The following is a 14,319-nucleotide window of genomic DNA, read 5'->3' on the forward strand; positions in this document are numbered from 1 at the left end:
CGATGAATCCGCTGGTCTATTTCTCCAGCAGCTCGGAGAACACCCACCGATTCGTTGAGAAACTGGGCCTGCCGGCGATCCGCATTCCGATCGCCGGCGCCCGCAGCAAATTGCTGATGGAACAGCCCTATATCTTGATCGTGCCCAGCTATGGCGGCGGCAGCGCCGTCGGCGCGGTGCCGATCCAGGTGATCCGCTTTCTCAACGTTCCGCAAAACCGTTCATACCTGCGCGGCGTCATCGCCGCCGGGAACACCAACTTCGGCGCAGCATACGGCATCGCCGGCGACATCATCGCCAAAAAATGCCAGGTGCCTTTCTTGTACCGCTTCGAGCTGCTCGGCACTACGCAAGACGTTGAAAACGTTAGACAGGGAGTAACCGCATTTTGGCAACGACAGAACTGACCAGGCCCGAGACGGGCGCGCTGGATTACCATTCGCTCAACGCGATGCTCAATCTTTACGATGCGGAAGGCCGGATCCAGTTCGATAAAGATCGGCTGGCGGCGCGGCACTACTTCCTGCAGCACGTCAACCAAAACACCGTGTTCTTCCATAACCTGGAGGAAAAGCTGCGCTATCTGGTGGAAGAAGGCTACTACGAGCCGCAGGTGCTGGCGCAGTACGAATTCCCGTTTATCAAGCAGCTGTTCCAGCAGGCCTACGCCAAAAAATTCCGCTTCGAGACTTTCCTCGGAGCCTTCAAGTACTACACCAGCTATACACTCAAAACCTTCGACGGCAAGCGCTATCTGGAACGCTACGAAGACCGGGTGTGCATGGTGGCGCTGACGCTGGCGGCGGGCGACACCGCACTGGCGCAGGATCTGGTGGAAGAGATGATTTCGGGCCGCTTCCAGCCGGCCACGCCGACCTTCCTCAACTGCGGCAAACGCCAGCGCGGTGAGCTGGTCTCCTGCTTCCTGCTGCGCATCGAAGACAATATGGAATCGATCGGCCGGGCGGTGAACTCCGCGCTGCAGCTGTCGAAACGCGGCGGCGGCGTGGCCTTCATGCTGAGCAATATTCGTGAGGTGGGCGCGCCGATCAAGCGCATCGAGAACCAGTCCTCCGGCGTCATTCCGATCATGAAAATGCTCGAAGACGCCTTCTCCTACGCCAACCAGCTCGGCGCGCGTCAGGGGGCCGGCGCGGTGTATCTCAACGCCCACCACCCGGACATCCTGCGTTTTCTCGACACCAAGCGGGAAAACGCCGACGAGAAGATCCGCATCAAGACGCTGTCGCTGGGGGTAGTGATCCCGGACATCACCTTCGAGCTGGCGAAGAACAACGAAGAGATGTACCTGTTCTCGCCCTACGATGTCGAACGGGTGTATGGCGTGCCGTTTTCGGAGATTGCCGTCAGCGAGAAGTACCGCGAGATGGTGGATGACAAGCGCATCCGCAAGTCGCGCATCAACGCGCGTGAGTTCTTCCAGGTGCTGGCAGAGATCCAGTTCGAATCCGGTTACCCCTACGTCATGTTCGAAGACACGGTCAACCGGGAGAACCCGATCGCCGGGCGCATCAATATGAGCAACCTGTGTTCGGAGATCCTGCAGGTCAACCGCGCCAGTACGTATCACGAAGATCTGAGCTACGATCGCATCGGCAAGGATATCTCCTGCAACCTCGGCTCGCTGAACATCGCCAAAACCATGGACGCGCCGGACTTCGGCAAGGCGATCGAGACCGCGATCCGCGCGCTGACCGCGGTGGCCGACATGAGCGATATCCGCTCGGTGCCGTCGATCGCCGAAGGCAACCGCAGCGCCCGCGCCATCGGTCTGGGCCAGATGAACCTGCACGGTTACCTGGCGCGCGAGCGCATCTTCTACGGCTCGGAAGAAGGCATCGACTTCACCAATCTCTATTTCTATACCGTGGCCTATCACGCCATCCGTGCCTCGAACCGGCTGGCGATCGAACGCGGCGGCACGTTCGACGGCTTTGAGCACTCGCGCTATGCCAGCGGCGAGTACTTCGACAAGTACACCGAACGCGACTGGCTGCCGCAAACCGAGCGGGTGCGCGAGCTGTTCGCCGCCGCCGGCATCGCTATTCCGGGCCGCGACGAGTGGCGCGCGCTGCGCCAGTCGGTGATGATGCACGGGCTGTACAATCAGAATCTGCAGGCGGTGCCGCCGACCGGCTCCATCTCGTACATCAACAACGCCACCTCCAGCATCCATCCGATCGTCTCGCGCATCGAGATCCGCAAGGAAGGCAAGATCGGCCGCGTTTACTACCCGGCACCGTACATGACCAACGACAACCTGGCGTATTACCAGGATGCCTACGAGATTGGCCCGGAAAAAATCATCGATACCTATGCCGCCGCGACGCAGCACGTCGATCAGGGGCTGTCGCTGACGTTGTTCTTCCGCGATACCGCCACCACCCGCGACATCAACCGCGCGCAGATCTACGCCTGGCGCAAAGGCATCAAGACCATTTACTACATCCGCCTGCGCCAGATGGCGCTGGAAGGCACCGAGGTGCAGGGCTGCGTGTCCTGCGCGCTGTGAGGCAACTTATGACGACCGTAACATCGGCGCCGCTGGTGCGCGCCATCAACTGGAACATCATCGAAGACGACAAGGATCTGGAGGTGTGGAACCGCCTGACCTCCAACTTCTGGCTGCCGGAGAAGGTGCCGCTGTCCAACGATATCCCGTCCTGGGCCACGCTGACGCCGAAGGAGCAGCAGCTGACCATTCGGGTGTTTACCGGGCTGACGCTGCTGGACACCATCCAGAACACCGTCGGCGCGCCGGCTCTGATCGCCGATGCGCTGACGCCGCACGAAGAGGCGGTGTACTCCAACATCAGCTTTATGGAGGCGGTGCACGCCCGCTCTTACAGCTCAATCTTCTCCACCCTGTGCCAAACGCCGGACGTGGATGACGCCTATCGCTGGAGTGAGGAAAACCGCGCGCTGCAGAAGAAAGCCGGCATCATTCTGGCGCACTACCGCAGCGACGATCCGCTGCTGAAAAAGGTCGCCAGCGTGTTTCTCGAGTCGTTCCTGTTCTATTCGGGCTTTTATCTGCCGATGTACTGGTCCAGCCGCGCCAAACTGACCAACACCGCCGATCTGATCCGCCTGATCATTCGCGACGAGGCGGTGCACGGCTACTATATCGGCTATAAGTTCCAGAAAGGGCTGGAGAAAGTGGACGCCGCACGGCGCCAGCAGGTGAAAAACTTTGCCTTCGACCTGATGCAGGATCTGTACGACAACGAGGTGCGTTACACCGAGGAGCTGTACGACGGCGTCGGCTGGACGGAAGACGTGAAGACCTTCCTGCACTACAACGCCAACAAAGCGCTGATGAATCTGGGGTATGAAGCGCTGTTCCCACCGGCGATGGCGGAGGTCAACCCGGCGATCCTGTCGGCGCTGTCGCCGAACGCCGATGAAAACCACGACTTCTTCTCCGGTTCAGGGTCGTCCTACGTCATCGGCAAGGCGGTCAACACCGAGGATGAGGACTGGGATTTCTGAGGACATGACAGCGATGCCGGTCTTTCAGGCCGGTATCGTGCATTCAATACCCTTGTTCTTTCTGACTGCGGATCGCCAGAACAAACGCCGTATCGATATCAGGAATGTATTTGTAGAGCGCCAAATAACCGCGAGCTTGCTGCCCAATAATCAATTCACGCAGCCCTGCGCCAAGGGACCGTCCGATCAATGGATTATGTTCCAATACCGCAATTGCCTGGATGATTTCCTGAATGCGCCGCCCTGAATCCGCAGCGCCATACTGAGCCAAATGAGCGAGAATACGTTCGATATCATCCCTGACCTCTGGCGCCAACTCGACATTTGCCATCAGCGCCCCAATTTTTTAACCGGAGGTTTGACAGCGGCAGTATCACCCGCTGCGTAATTTTCCAAATAACCGCGCATCTCTTTCCAAGAGACCGTCTCTCCCGTCGCAATTATCTTGGCATAGCGTTTTTCCGCTTCATTCTCAAAGTCGCGGCGCAACTCTTCCTGCTGCGTTTTCTCCGCGATTGCCTGCAAAATAAAGCTGTGAGACGTTACGCCAACCTGCTCGGCGACGGCAGCGACTCGGGCTTTAAGCTCATCTGGAATACGAATGGTCGTCGTCGACATAATCGCTCCTAACGTCGGTCAATCACATGTAGCTCAATTGTGCTACATGCAGTCTGGCAGCGCAATAATGCAGAGGATTATTTCACCGATTGACGCGGCTCTAGCCGCCGCCAGATAGCGCGTTTCTCCGCATCGCTGGCGGTCGGCCAGGCGGCGATCTCCGCCCGCGTGCGCCGGCATCCGCGGCACTGCTGGGTTTCGTCGTCAATCCGGCACAGGCTGACGCAGGGCGACCTGACGCCGGGATGAAACTGCTGATTGTCGCCCGTCATACGCTGCCCTTGATGTGATGAGTTCCGCCACAGGATACCCGATCCTGCGGCGGCGCGTCGTCAATCAGATGATGCCGCCGTTGGCGCGCAGGGTTTGGCCGTTGATCCAACCGCCGTCGGCCCCCGCGAGGAAGGCCACCGCCGCAGCGATATCGTCCGGCGTGCCCAGGCGCTCCAGCGGCGCCATCTTCGCCAGCCGCTCGATAAGCTCCGGGGTTTTGCCGTCGAGGAACAAACCGGTGGCGGTCGGTCCCGGCGCGACGGCGTTCACCGTGATATTGCGGCCGCGCAGCTCTTTCGCCAGCACGCTGGTCAGCGCTTCGATCGCCGCCTTACTGGCGGCATACATGCCGTACCCCGGCTGCAGCAACCCCACCACGCTGGAGGAGAAGTTGATGATGCGGCCATTGTCGCGCAGGCGCTTCGCCGCCTCGCGCATCGCATTGAAGCTGCCTTTCAGATTGATGTCGAGCAGGCGATCCACGTCTTCGTCACGCATGTCCGCCACCGGCGCCAGCGCGATCACCCCGGCGTTATTGACCAGCACGTCGACGCCGCCAAACGCCTGTTCGGCGCTGTCGAACAGGCGGGCGACCGCAGATGCATCGCTGACGTCGGCTTTGACGCTCAAGGCGCGGCCGCCGCCCTGTTCAATCTTGCGCACCAGCTCATCGGCCGGCGCCGGGTTGCCCGAATAGTTGATGATGACGGTGAAGCCATCGGCGGCCAGACGCTCGGCGATGGCCGCGCCGATACCGCGCGATGCGCCGGTGACGATGGCGACGGAGGGAGTTTTCTGATTCATCGGGAGATCCTTAAAGAAAACGACGAGGGTAACGTTAATCATGCACTCTTTATCACGGCGAATAAGCCCCGATTCTCTGGCATCATCATCCCAAATTATCGAACAATGTCCCCAAGGCGCTTACGATGGCCGCCCGTTGGGCGGCCATCTCCATTACAGCGCGCCGTAGTTCAATGGCACCCAAGTGTAACCGTCGCCCTGGCGGTTCAAATACCCCAACCCCGGGAACGACAGGTGTGCGCCACCCACCAGCTCGCTCTGCCGCGCGCTGTCACCAAATATCCGCAGCCGCTGAGCGACCGCCGCCTTGGCGTCATTATCAAAGCTGATAGCCACCTTCGGATGCGGCATCTGCACCGCCGCCACGTGGATCAGATCCCCCAGCAGCAACAGCTTCTGGCCCTGGCTGGTCACCTGATACACGCTATGCCCCGGCGTATGGCCGTGGGCGGCAAAGGCGGCAATGCCCGGGGAAAGCTCACCGTCGCCGCTGAACGGCTTAAAGTGGCCGGCCGCCTGATACGGCTTGATCACTGCCTGAGCCCTTTCGAAGTTGCTTTTACTGCCCGCGCTAGCCTGTTTCAGTTTGTCCGCGCTTAGCCAGAAGTCCGCGTCCTGGCTGGCGGCGCGCACCACCGCATTGGGGAATACCGCCTTGCCGTCGTGCGTCAGGCCGCCGAGGTGGTCCGGGTGCATGTGGGTCAGGTAGATCTCATCCACCTGCTCCGGCTGGTAGCCCGCCGCACGCAGGTTATCCACCAGCTTGCCCAGGCCGTCGCCCAGCAGTTGGCCGGCGCCGCTGTCGATCATCACCAGCTTGTCGCCGGTATTGATCAGATAAGCATTGACCGACGTGACCACCGGCAGGCTTTGATGCTGCTCGGCTACCCCGGCGGCGATCTGCTGCGGCGTACGGCCCAGTAACAGCTTATCCGCCGGCAGGCGAATAATGCCGTCGGACAACGCGGTCACTTCAAAGCTGCCCAGCATGATGCGGTAAAATCCCGGCGTCGGGGTTTTGGCCTGCGGCGCGGCGGCGCCGGCCTGTAACGACATAACGGCCAGCGCCGCGCCCAACAGACAACGTTTCCAGAACATGATGACTCCTTGTGAGAATTGAACAGCGCTAAGTATTGACGCAAAAAGTCCGATGCGCCTGTTTAATAAATGCCTTTGATAAATATATAAATAATATATTCATTATGAATAATTTTGTTTGCCAAGCCACACAACCCCAATCCATATTTTCTCGTGCGCCGCTTCGTTATTTTTCTTACTCCCTAAACCACGAGTAAGGAAATATGATGAGCTATCAATTCGAAAACCTGGTCTTTGAAGGCGGCGGCGTAAAAGGCATCGCCTATGGCGGCGCACTGGAATTGCTGGAGGCCAAAGGCATCATGCCGCAGATCAAGCAAACCTCCGGCGCCTCAGCGGGCGCTATCGCCGCGCTGCTGGTCGGGCTGGGCTGCAGCTCGGCCGACGTGACCAAGATTCTGTCGGCGATGGATTTTAAAAAATTCCTCGATTATAACGGCGGTTTTTTCGGCACGCTCCAGGACGCCTATCGCCTGTTCAATCAATACGGCATCGCGCCCGGCGATTATTTCTATCAATGGTCACGCGATATTATCAAACAATATACCGGCAACCCGGATATTACCTTCGAACAGTTCGAAGCGATGAAGGCGGCGAAAGGGTTCAAGTCGATTTACTTTATCGGCGCCAACCTCAACAGCGGCCAGCGAGAGGTTTATTCTCACCGTACCACGCCGCGCATGAAAGTGGCGGATGGCCTGCGCATTTCGATGTCGTTCCCGTTCGCCTTCGTGGCGAAGAAAAATGCCCTGGGCGACCTGTGCATCGACGGCGGCATGATCGACAACTACCCGGTGCGGCTGTTCGACTATGACTTCTCCGCCACGCCGCCTTACATCGACAGCACCAGCCAGCGCATCAACACCCGTACGCTGGGCATTCGCCTGGACTCCGCCAGTGAAATCGCTCAGGCCGCCGGTCAGGCCGGCCCGCGCACGCCGGTCAACAACCTGTTTGATTTCACCCTGGCGGTGGCCAACGTGATGCTGGACATCCAAACCAAGGTGCATCTGGACAGCGATGACTGGAAGCGCACCGTGTATGTCGACACGCTCGACGTCGGCACGCTGGAGTTCGGCATCAGCGAGGAGAAGAAACGCGCGCTGATCGAATCCGGCCGTCGCGGCGTAGAGCGCTACTTCGCGTGGTACGACGCCGCCATGAAGCAAGCGGCGTAACCGGCAGTTCCCCGCCCGCGCGTCGGGCCGGCGCGCGGGCAAAAAAAATCCCCGCGGGGGCGGGGAAAGGCAAAGTAACGCTAAGGATTTATAGGAGTTATACGAAGAACTTGGCCAACACCAGCAGCGACAGCGAAACGTTGATAGCGCCGCCGATACGGGTTGCGATCTGGGCGAATGGCATCAACGACATGCGGTTGCCGGCGGTGAGGATCGCGACGTCGCCGGTCCCGCCCTGCCCGCTCTGGCAGCAGGAGACGATCGCCACGTCGATAGGATGCATGCCGATTTTCTTGCCGACGAAGAAACCGGTCGCTACCAGCGCGCTGACGGTGGTGACGATCACGATCAGATTCTGTACGGTGAACGCGTCCACCAGTTCCTGCCACGGCGTGATGGCTACCCCGACGGCGAACAGGATGGGATAGGTCACGGCGGTGCGGAAGAATTTGTACACCACCTGCGAGCCTTCCTGAATGCGCGGCGACACCCCGTGCGCCAACTTCACCGCCACGGCGGCGAACAGCATGCCCACCGGCGCCGGCAGGCCGATCAGACGGTGCAGCAGCATGCCCACCATATACAGCAGAATGGCCAACAGCGCGCCGCAGGCGATGGTGCTAACGTCCACCTTGCCGCTGATTTTTTCCACCGCGCTCATGTCGCTTTCACCCTGCTTGCTCGGCATCAGGCTGCCTTCGCCGGTCAGGTGCGGATAACGCTTGCCCAGCTGGTTGAGCAGGCCGGCGATGACGATAGCGGTCAGGCTGCCGAGCATCACGATAGGCAGAATGCGCCCCAGCGCCACGCCCTGCTCCATGTGCAGGATCGCGGCATAGCCCATCGACAGCGGGATCGCCCCTTCACCTACGCCGCCGGCCATGATCGGCAGGATCAGGAAGAAGAAGATCTGGAACGGTTCCAGGCCCAGCGCCATGCCGACGCCCATCCCCACCAGCATGCCGACGATCTCGCCGCACAGCATGGGGATGAAGATGCGCAGGAAGCCCTGGATCAGCACCTGGCGGTTCATGCTCATGATGCTGCCGACGATGATGCAGCAGATGTAGAGGTAAAGAATGTTGGTCGATTTGTAGAACTTGGTGGTCGACTCCACCACCACGTCCGGCAGCAGGCCATAGTGCACCAGCGCGGAAGGAATGAAGGTGGCGCAGATCGCCGCCGCGCCCATTTTGCCGATCAGCGGCAGGCGCTTGCCGAATTCGCCGCAGGCGAAACCGAAGAACGCCAGGGTGGCGACCATCACCACGATATCGCTCGGCAATTTGCCTTCCAGGCAGTCGAGCAGAATCAACACGCCGGCCAGAATAAAGAACGGTAACGGAATAATCCCTACTTTATAATTATCCAGTATCCGCCACCATTTCTCACGCAGAGGAATATCAGCGGCCTTGTCTTTGGCTACGAGGTAAGAATCATCTGTTGTGCTCATAATCTGGCCTCTTATTAGTTTGTTCAGCCATCATAGAGAAGCGCACGGATTATCTGCTGTGATTATGTTCAAAATTAAAAAGGGTTTTTAATGGTGGTTATGGTTTCTATGGAGTTAATTAAGATTATGTAAAAATCATCGTGGTTTTAATGGTGTTAATGCCGTTTTTATTTTAAAGCTTATCAACTTTATCGCAGACGAACAATTCTCGTCCGGTTCACGCTAATCCCGTGTGAGGGATCACAAGTTGATCGGGCGCAATATTACACACCCCGTATCTCGTGATAGGGTAAGGCTTCAGGATCTCTTTACGGTGAAGCTCCGCCATGCGCCTTAAACTCTCATTTCAAATCAAGCTGTTTCTGTGCCTGGTGGCCTTCTCCTGCCTGCTGCTGAGCTGCATCGGCGCCTACACCTATTACCAGCTGGATGCGCAGCTGCACCGCGATCTCGGCGCCCGCGCCCAGGTGCAGGCGCGTGAAATCGCCCTTATCCCTTCGCTGGTGGACGCGGTGGAAAAACACGACGCCGCCAGAATTGCCGCGCTGATGAAAAAAATCCGCGCCAGCAGCGACGCCAGCTATATCGTCATCGGTGATAATCATGCCCGTCATCTCTATCATTCCGAATATGAGGGCCGCCTGGGCACGCCGATGATCGGCGGCGATAATAAAGAAGTATTGGAAGGAAAAAGCATTATTTCCATTCGCAAGGGCGGCATCGGCGTTTCATTACGCAGCAAGGCGCCGATTCTGGATGAAAATAATCACGTCATCGGCATCGTTTCCGTCGGCTATTTGAAATCGCATATCGATAATTTAAATGCCAGGACATTAACGCAAATTATCGGTTCCATCGTGCTGCTGCTGATCGCCCTGTTCGTTTTTTCCTGGCTGCTGTCGAAAAACCTCAAACGCCAAATGTTCTGGCTGGAGCCGAAAGAGATCGCGCTGCTGGTGCGCCAGCAAAAAGCGCTGCTGGAAGCCATCTATGAGGGCGTGATCGCCATCGATCCGCAGCTGCGGATCATCACCATCAACCATGCGGCGCGTGAGCTGTTGGATCTGCATCAGCCCGCCACCGGCCTGCTGGGCCGGCCGATCGGCGACGTGATCCAGGCCCAGCCGGACTTTTTCGCCGTCGCGCACTTGGAGCACGACACCCATGACGAGGTGTGCCGCTTCAACCACGTGCGGGTGATCGCCAGCCGGGTGCGCATCATGCAGGAGCAGGAGCTGCAAGGCTGGGTGATCAGCTTCCGCGACAAGAACGATATCAATACCCTGAGCAGCCAGCTCAGCCAGGTGAAACGCTATGCCGACAACCTGCGCATCATGCGCCACGAGCAGCTGAACTGGACCGCTACGCTGGCCGGGCTGCTGCATATGCAGCGCTACGACGAGGCCATCCGCTATGTGGAAGCCCAGTCGGAGGGGGCGCAGGAGATCCTCGATTTCATCTCGCAGCGCTTCAGTTCGGCGGCGCTGTGCGGGCTGTTGCTGGGCAAATACTCCAGCGCCAGAGAGAAAGGCATCGAACTGCGTTTCGATCCGGCCTGCCAGCTGCGGCAGATCCCGGCGGCGCTGAATGAGACCGAACTGATGTCGATCGTCGGCAACCTGCTGGATAATGCGGTGGAGGCGACGCTGCACTGCCCGGCTCCGCACGACGCGATCGAACTCTATATCAGCGACGGCAGCGACGAGCTGGTGATCGAGGTGGCGGATCGCGGCACCGGCATCGCCGAGGAGATTCGTGATACGCTGTTTGAACAGGGCGTGACCACCAAAGCGGATAAAAGCGACCACGGCATCGGCCTGCATCTGGTCGCCAGCCACGTGGCGCAGGCGCACGGCAGCATAGAAGTGTCGGACAACGAGCCGCACGGCGCGATATTCTCTATATTTATCCCTAAATAAAACCCATAACCCGATTTTTTTGAGCACCCGATTATGTCACACCAAACACTGGACGTTCTGATCGTGGAAGATGAGCCGCAACTGGCGACGCTGCACGCAGAGTTCATCGAGAAAAATTTCAACCTGCGGGTGGTGGCCTACGCCGCCACGCTGGCCGAAGCGCGGGCCAAAGCCAACGAGCATCAGCCGCGGCTGATCCTGCTGGACAACTTTCTGCCGGACGGCCAGGGCATTGAGCTGATGGAAGAACCGGCGGTAAAGAATCCCGCCTGTTCGGTGATTTTCATCACCGCCGCCAGCGACATGCATACCTGCAGCCAGGCGATCCGCAACGGCGCCTTCGACTACATCATCAAGCCGGTGTCTTACAAACGGCTGCGCAACTCGCTCGAGCGCTTCATGCAGTTCGTGCAGACCCAGCGCACCTTCAAAATCATCGATCAGGACAATGTCGATGCGCTGTACAACCTGCAGTCGAAGCAGTTCTCCAGCGAACCGAGCGCCAAAGGCATAGAAACCAACACGCTGGAGCTGGTGCAGGCTCTGTTTATCGCCCAGCCGGCGGTGGCGCATGCGGTGGAAGACGTGGTCGAACAGGTCGGCATCAGCAAAACCACCGCTCGCCGTTATCTGGAATATTGCGTCGCCACCCAGTTCGTGCGGGTGGAGATGCTGTACGGCAATATCGGCCATCCGCGCAGGCTGTATCGCAAGGCCTAAGGCTGCCATCTGGCTGTCATACTAAGGCGATAACATGACGCTCGACGATATCCCCCTCGATATCGGCACCTGTCGTTAAAACTGATGAAATACTGATGACTTTTGCCCGGCCTCTGGTCGGGTTTTTTATTATCCGAACGGCAGGCGCGGCGCCCAAATATTTCTCTGCGCCACACCGTATTATTTCCCCAAAAACCAAACCATTATGGCGAATAATGGCCGTCAATTTTGAGTCACGGGCCAAATTACCATAACTAATTAAAACCTTGATGTAAACCACTAATATCCCATTTAAATGACATTGAGGGTTGTTTCAGATATTCACTGTGTTAGGGTAAAAAGCTCTTTTATTTTGCTAAGGACAGCCCATAACGCTTTAATTAAACCAGAGGAAACAGCAAATTGCATGGCAATTAAACTCGAAGTAAAGAACCTGTATAAGATATTTGGCGAGCACCCGGAACGCGCATTCAAACTGCTGGATAAAGGTCTGACAAAAGATCGGCTGTTTGAAAAAACCGGCTTATCGCTCGGCGTAAAAGACGCCACTCTGGCCATTGAAGAAGGCGAGATATTTGTCATCATGGGGCTCTCCGGTTCCGGCAAGTCCACCCTGGTACGCCTTCTCAATCGTCTGATAGAACCCACCCGCGGTCAGGTGCTGATCGACGGTGAGGACATCGCCAAAATATCCGACACCGCGCTGCGCACCGTGCGGCGAAATAAGATCAGCATGGTATTTCAGTCATTCGCGCTAATGCCGCATATGAATGTTCTGAATAATACCGCCTTTGGCATGGAATTAGCCGGAATACCGCTGCAGGAACGCCAGGAAAAAGCGCTGGACGCCCTGCGTCAGGTCGGGCTGGAAAATTATGCGCTGTCTTATCCGGATGAATTATCCGGCGGCATGCGTCAGCGCGTGGGATTAGCCCGCGCGATGGCCAATAACCCGGATATATTATTGATGGACGAAGCCTTCTCGGCGCTCGATCCGTTAATTCGCACCGAAATGCAGGATGAGCTGGTGAAATTACAGGCTCAGCATCAGCGCACCATCGTGTTTATTTCCCACGATCTGGACGAAGCGATGCGCATTGGCGATCGCATCGCCATCATGCAGGGCGGCGAGGTGATCCAGGTCGGCACGCCGGACGAGATCCTCAATAATCCGGCCAACGACTACGTGCGCACCTTCTTCCGCGGCGTGGACATCAGTCATGTGTTCAGCGCCAAGGATATCGCCCAGCGGCGTCCGGTGACGCTGATCCGCAAAACCCCCGGTTTTGGCCCCCGCTCGGCGCTGCAGCTGCTGCGCGATGAGGACCGTGATTATGGTTATGTTGTTGAACGCGGGAAGAAATTTATCGGCGTGGTGTCGATAGAGTCGCTGAAAAAGGCGCTGTCCGCCAATCAAACGCTGGACGATGCCCTGCTTGAGGCCCCCGCCGCCGTGCCGGCCGACACGCCGCTCAGCGATCTGATCTCCCTGGTCGCCCAGGCGCCGTGCGCGGTGCCGGTAGTGGGCGAAGAACATAACTATCTCGGCATCATCTCCAAGGCCATGCTGCTGCAGGCGTTGGACAAGGAGGGCTCAGCCAATGAGTGATACCACGCAAACCCAAGATCCCTGGGCTACCGCACCGGCCGATGCCGGTGCCGCCCCCGCTCACGATGCCGCCGCCAACGCCGGCGACGCCTGGTCCAGCGCGCCGCCACCGGCCGCTCATGACGCCGCCGGGCAAGGCGCCGATTGGCTCAGCAGCGCCCCGGCGCAGCCTGAGCACTTCAGCCTGCTTGATCCGTTCCACAAAGCCTGGGTGCCGTTTGATTCCTGGGTCACGCAAGGTATCGACTGGCTGGTGCTGCACTTCCGCCCGCTGTTCCAGGGCATCCGCGTGCCGGTAGACGTGATCCTGAGCGGCTTCCAGCAATTGCTGTTGGGCATGCCGGCGCCGATCGCCATTCTGGTGTTCTCGCTGGTCGCCTGGCAGATCGCGGGCCTCGGCATGGGCGCCGCGACGCTGCTCTCTCTGGTCGCCATCGGCGCCATCGGCGCCTGGTCGCAGGCGATGGTTACGCTGGCGCTGGTGCTGACCGCGCTGTTCTTCTGCATCCTTATCGGCCTGCCGCTCGGCATCTGGCTGGCGCGCAGCAAGCATGCCGCCAAAGTGATTAGGCCGCTGCTCGACGCCATGCAGACCACCCCGGCCTTCGTCTATCTGGTGCCGATCGTCATGCTGTTCGGCATCGGCAACGTGCCGGGCGTGGTGGTGACCATTATCTTCGCGCTGCCGCCGATCGTGCGTCTGACCATTCTTGGCATCAAGCAGGTGCCGGAGGATCTGATCGAGGCCGCCGAATCCTTTGGCGCCAGCCCGCGCCAGCTGCTGTTCAAGGTGCAGCTGCCGCTGGCGATGCCGACCATCATGGCCGGCGTGAACCAGACGCTGATGTTGGCGCTGTCGATGGTCGTCATCGCCTCGATGATCGCCGTCGGCGGTCTGGGCCAGATGGTGCTGCGCGGCATCGGCCGGCTGGATATGGGCCTGGCCGCCATCGGCGGGGTCGGCATCGTGATCCTGGCGATCATTCTCGATCGCCTCACCCAATCGCTGGGGCGCGATCGCCGCAGCAAGGGCATCGGCCGCTGGTACCGTCGCGGCCCCATCGGGCTGTTTACCCGTCCATTTATCAAACAAGCCTGACGCTTTTCCCGCCGGCGGCTGCGGCCCCGGCGGGC

At 58.9% G+C, this 14,319-nt stretch carries 15 protein-coding genes; 8 read left to right on the forward strand and 7 right to left on the reverse strand.

Translation table 11 applies throughout. The features are described 5' to 3' along the window. The first annotated feature begins 2 nt into the window (after positions 1–2). The 3 genes from nrdI to nrdF are packed head-to-tail and all read left to right on the forward strand — an operon-like array spanning position 3 to position 3,513. Positions 3–407 carry a class Ib ribonucleoside-diphosphate reductase assembly flavoprotein NrdI gene (gene nrdI, locus HWW83_RS12015; RefSeq protein WP_004928930.1) on the forward strand — a complete coding sequence of 135 codons (405 nt, stop codon included), beginning with the start codon at positions 3–5 and terminating at the stop codon, positions 405–407. After that, a complete protein-coding gene (gene nrdE / locus HWW83_RS12020; RefSeq protein WP_072022510.1) occupies positions 389–2,533 on the forward strand; it encodes a class 1b ribonucleoside-diphosphate reductase subunit alpha in 2,145 nt (714 codons plus the stop codon). Before nrdI ends, nrdE begins: the two co-directional genes overlap by 19 nt. 8 nt (positions 2,534–2,541) lie before the next feature. After that, positions 2,542–3,513: a class 1b ribonucleoside-diphosphate reductase subunit beta gene (gene nrdF / locus HWW83_RS12025; protein ID WP_033639549.1), complete on the forward strand. Its 972-nt coding sequence runs from the start codon at positions 2,542–2,544 to the stop codon at positions 3,511–3,513. Between the two features lie 43 nt (positions 3,514–3,556). On the opposite strand, the gene HWW83_RS12030 is transcribed toward nrdF, so the two are convergent. From HWW83_RS12030 to HWW83_RS12050, 5 genes are all read right to left on the reverse strand, one after another. Next, positions 3,557–3,844: a type II toxin-antitoxin system RelE/ParE family toxin gene (locus tag HWW83_RS12030; protein WP_033639548.1), complete on the reverse strand. Its 288-nt coding sequence runs from the start codon at positions 3,842–3,844 to the stop codon at positions 3,557–3,559. After that, the gene (locus HWW83_RS12035; protein ID WP_033639547.1) at positions 3,844–4,131 is read right to left on the reverse strand and encodes a CopG family ribbon-helix-helix protein; all 288 of its coding nucleotides are present in this window, start codon (positions 4,129–4,131) and stop codon (positions 3,844–3,846) included. Before HWW83_RS12035 ends, HWW83_RS12030 begins: the two co-directional genes overlap by 1 nt. A 77-nt stretch (positions 4,132–4,208) precedes the next feature. Further along, a complete protein-coding gene (locus HWW83_RS12040) occupies positions 4,209–4,403 on the reverse strand; it encodes a DUF1289 domain-containing protein (RefSeq protein WP_046687704.1) in 195 nt (64 codons plus the stop codon). Between the two features lie 64 nt (positions 4,404–4,467). After that, positions 4,468–5,208: an SDR family oxidoreductase gene (locus HWW83_RS12045; protein WP_042785246.1), complete on the reverse strand. Its 741-nt coding sequence runs from the start codon at positions 5,206–5,208 to the stop codon at positions 4,468–4,470. A gap of 153 nt (positions 5,209–5,361) precedes the next feature. After that, positions 5,362–6,306 carry an MBL fold metallo-hydrolase gene (locus HWW83_RS12050; protein ID WP_033644153.1) on the reverse strand — a complete coding sequence of 315 codons (945 nt, stop codon included), beginning with the start codon at positions 6,304–6,306 and terminating at the stop codon, positions 5,362–5,364. A gap of 206 nt (positions 6,307–6,512) precedes the next feature. Between HWW83_RS12050 and HWW83_RS12055 the strand changes: the two genes are divergently transcribed. Then, entirely contained in the window at positions 6,513–7,484 is a 972-nt protein-coding gene (locus HWW83_RS12055) for a patatin-like phospholipase family protein (RefSeq protein WP_033644154.1), read from the forward strand. A gap of 97 nt (positions 7,485–7,581) precedes the next feature. On the opposite strand, the gene HWW83_RS12060 is transcribed toward HWW83_RS12055, so the two are convergent. Continuing rightward, a complete protein-coding gene (locus HWW83_RS12060) occupies positions 7,582–8,937 on the reverse strand; it encodes a 2-hydroxycarboxylate transporter family protein (protein WP_033644155.1) in 1,356 nt (451 codons plus the stop codon). 326 nt (positions 8,938–9,263) lie between these two features. On the opposite strand from HWW83_RS12060, the gene HWW83_RS12065 reads away from it, so the two are divergent. Beyond that, complete coding sequence (locus HWW83_RS12065; protein ID WP_149542922.1) at positions 9,264–10,856, forward strand: ATP-binding protein; 1,593 nt, start codon at positions 9,264–9,266, stop codon at positions 10,854–10,856. A gap of 33 nt (positions 10,857–10,889) precedes the next feature. Continuing rightward, complete coding sequence (locus tag HWW83_RS12070) at positions 10,890–11,576, forward strand: response regulator (protein WP_033644157.1); 687 nt, start codon at positions 10,890–10,892, stop codon at positions 11,574–11,576. Between the two features lie 16 nt (positions 11,577–11,592). Here HWW83_RS12070 and HWW83_RS12075 read toward each other — a convergent pair whose 3' ends face one another. Further along, on the reverse strand, positions 11,593–11,856 hold the full coding sequence (locus HWW83_RS12075) for a hypothetical protein (RefSeq protein WP_145957278.1): 264 nt from the start codon (positions 11,854–11,856) through the stop codon (positions 11,593–11,595). 126 nt (positions 11,857–11,982) lie between these two features. Here HWW83_RS12075 and proV point away from each other — a divergent pair, with 126 nt between their 5' ends. Then, entirely contained in the window at positions 11,983–13,185 is a 1,203-nt protein-coding gene (gene proV, locus HWW83_RS12080; protein ID WP_042785248.1) for a glycine betaine/L-proline ABC transporter ATP-binding protein ProV, read from the forward strand. Beyond that, positions 13,178–14,284: a glycine betaine/L-proline ABC transporter permease ProW gene (proW, locus tag HWW83_RS12085; RefSeq protein WP_033644159.1), complete on the forward strand. Its 1,107-nt coding sequence runs from the start codon at positions 13,178–13,180 to the stop codon at positions 14,282–14,284. Before proV ends, proW begins: the two co-directional genes overlap by 8 nt. Positions 14,285–14,319: the final 35 nt, after the last annotated feature.

Origin of the sequence: Serratia ureilytica (assembly GCF_013375155.1) — a bacterium.
Classification (GTDB): domain Bacteria; phylum Pseudomonadota; class Gammaproteobacteria; order Enterobacterales; family Enterobacteriaceae; genus Serratia; species Serratia ureilytica.

Bases quoted from the DNA above. Each gene is read 5' to 3' on its own strand.
- HWW83_RS12040 (WP_046687704.1), bottom strand. From the start codon at position 4,403: ATGACGGGCGACAATCAGCAGTTTCATCCCGGCGTCAGGTCGCCCTGC.
- HWW83_RS12045 (WP_042785246.1), bottom strand. From the start codon at position 5,208: ATGAATCAGAAAACTCCCTCCGTCGCCATCGTCACCGGCGCATCGCGC.
- HWW83_RS12070 (WP_033644157.1), top strand. From the start codon at position 10,890: ATGTCACACCAAACACTGGACGTTCTGATCGTGGAAGATGAGCCGCAA.
- proW (WP_033644159.1), top strand. From the start codon at position 13,178: ATGAGTGATACCACGCAAACCCAAGATCCCTGGGCTACCGCACCGGCC.
- HWW83_RS12030 (WP_033639548.1), bottom strand. From the start codon at position 3,844: ATGGCAAATGTCGAGTTGGCGCCAGAGGTCAGGGATGATATCGAACGT.
- nrdF (WP_033639549.1), top strand. From the start codon at position 2,542: ATGACGACCGTAACATCGGCGCCGCTGGTGCGCGCCATCAACTGGAAC.
- HWW83_RS12035 (WP_033639547.1), bottom strand. From the start codon at position 4,131: ATGTCGACGACGACCATTCGTATTCCAGATGAGCTTAAAGCCCGAGTC.
- HWW83_RS12050 (WP_033644153.1), bottom strand. From the start codon at position 6,306: ATGTTCTGGAAACGTTGTCTGTTGGGCGCGGCGCTGGCCGTTATGTCG.
- HWW83_RS12055 (WP_033644154.1), top strand. From the start codon at position 6,513: ATGAGCTATCAATTCGAAAACCTGGTCTTTGAAGGCGGCGGCGTAAAA.
- nrdI (WP_004928930.1), top strand. From the start codon at position 3: ATGAATCCGCTGGTCTATTTCTCCAGCAGCTCGGAGAACACCCACCGA.
- HWW83_RS12060 (WP_033644155.1), bottom strand. From the start codon at position 8,937: ATGAGCACAACAGATGATTCTTACCTCGTAGCCAAAGACAAGGCCGCT.
- proV (WP_042785248.1), top strand. From the start codon at position 11,983: ATGGCAATTAAACTCGAAGTAAAGAACCTGTATAAGATATTTGGCGAG.
- HWW83_RS12065 (WP_149542922.1), top strand. From the start codon at position 9,264: ATGCGCCTTAAACTCTCATTTCAAATCAAGCTGTTTCTGTGCCTGGTG.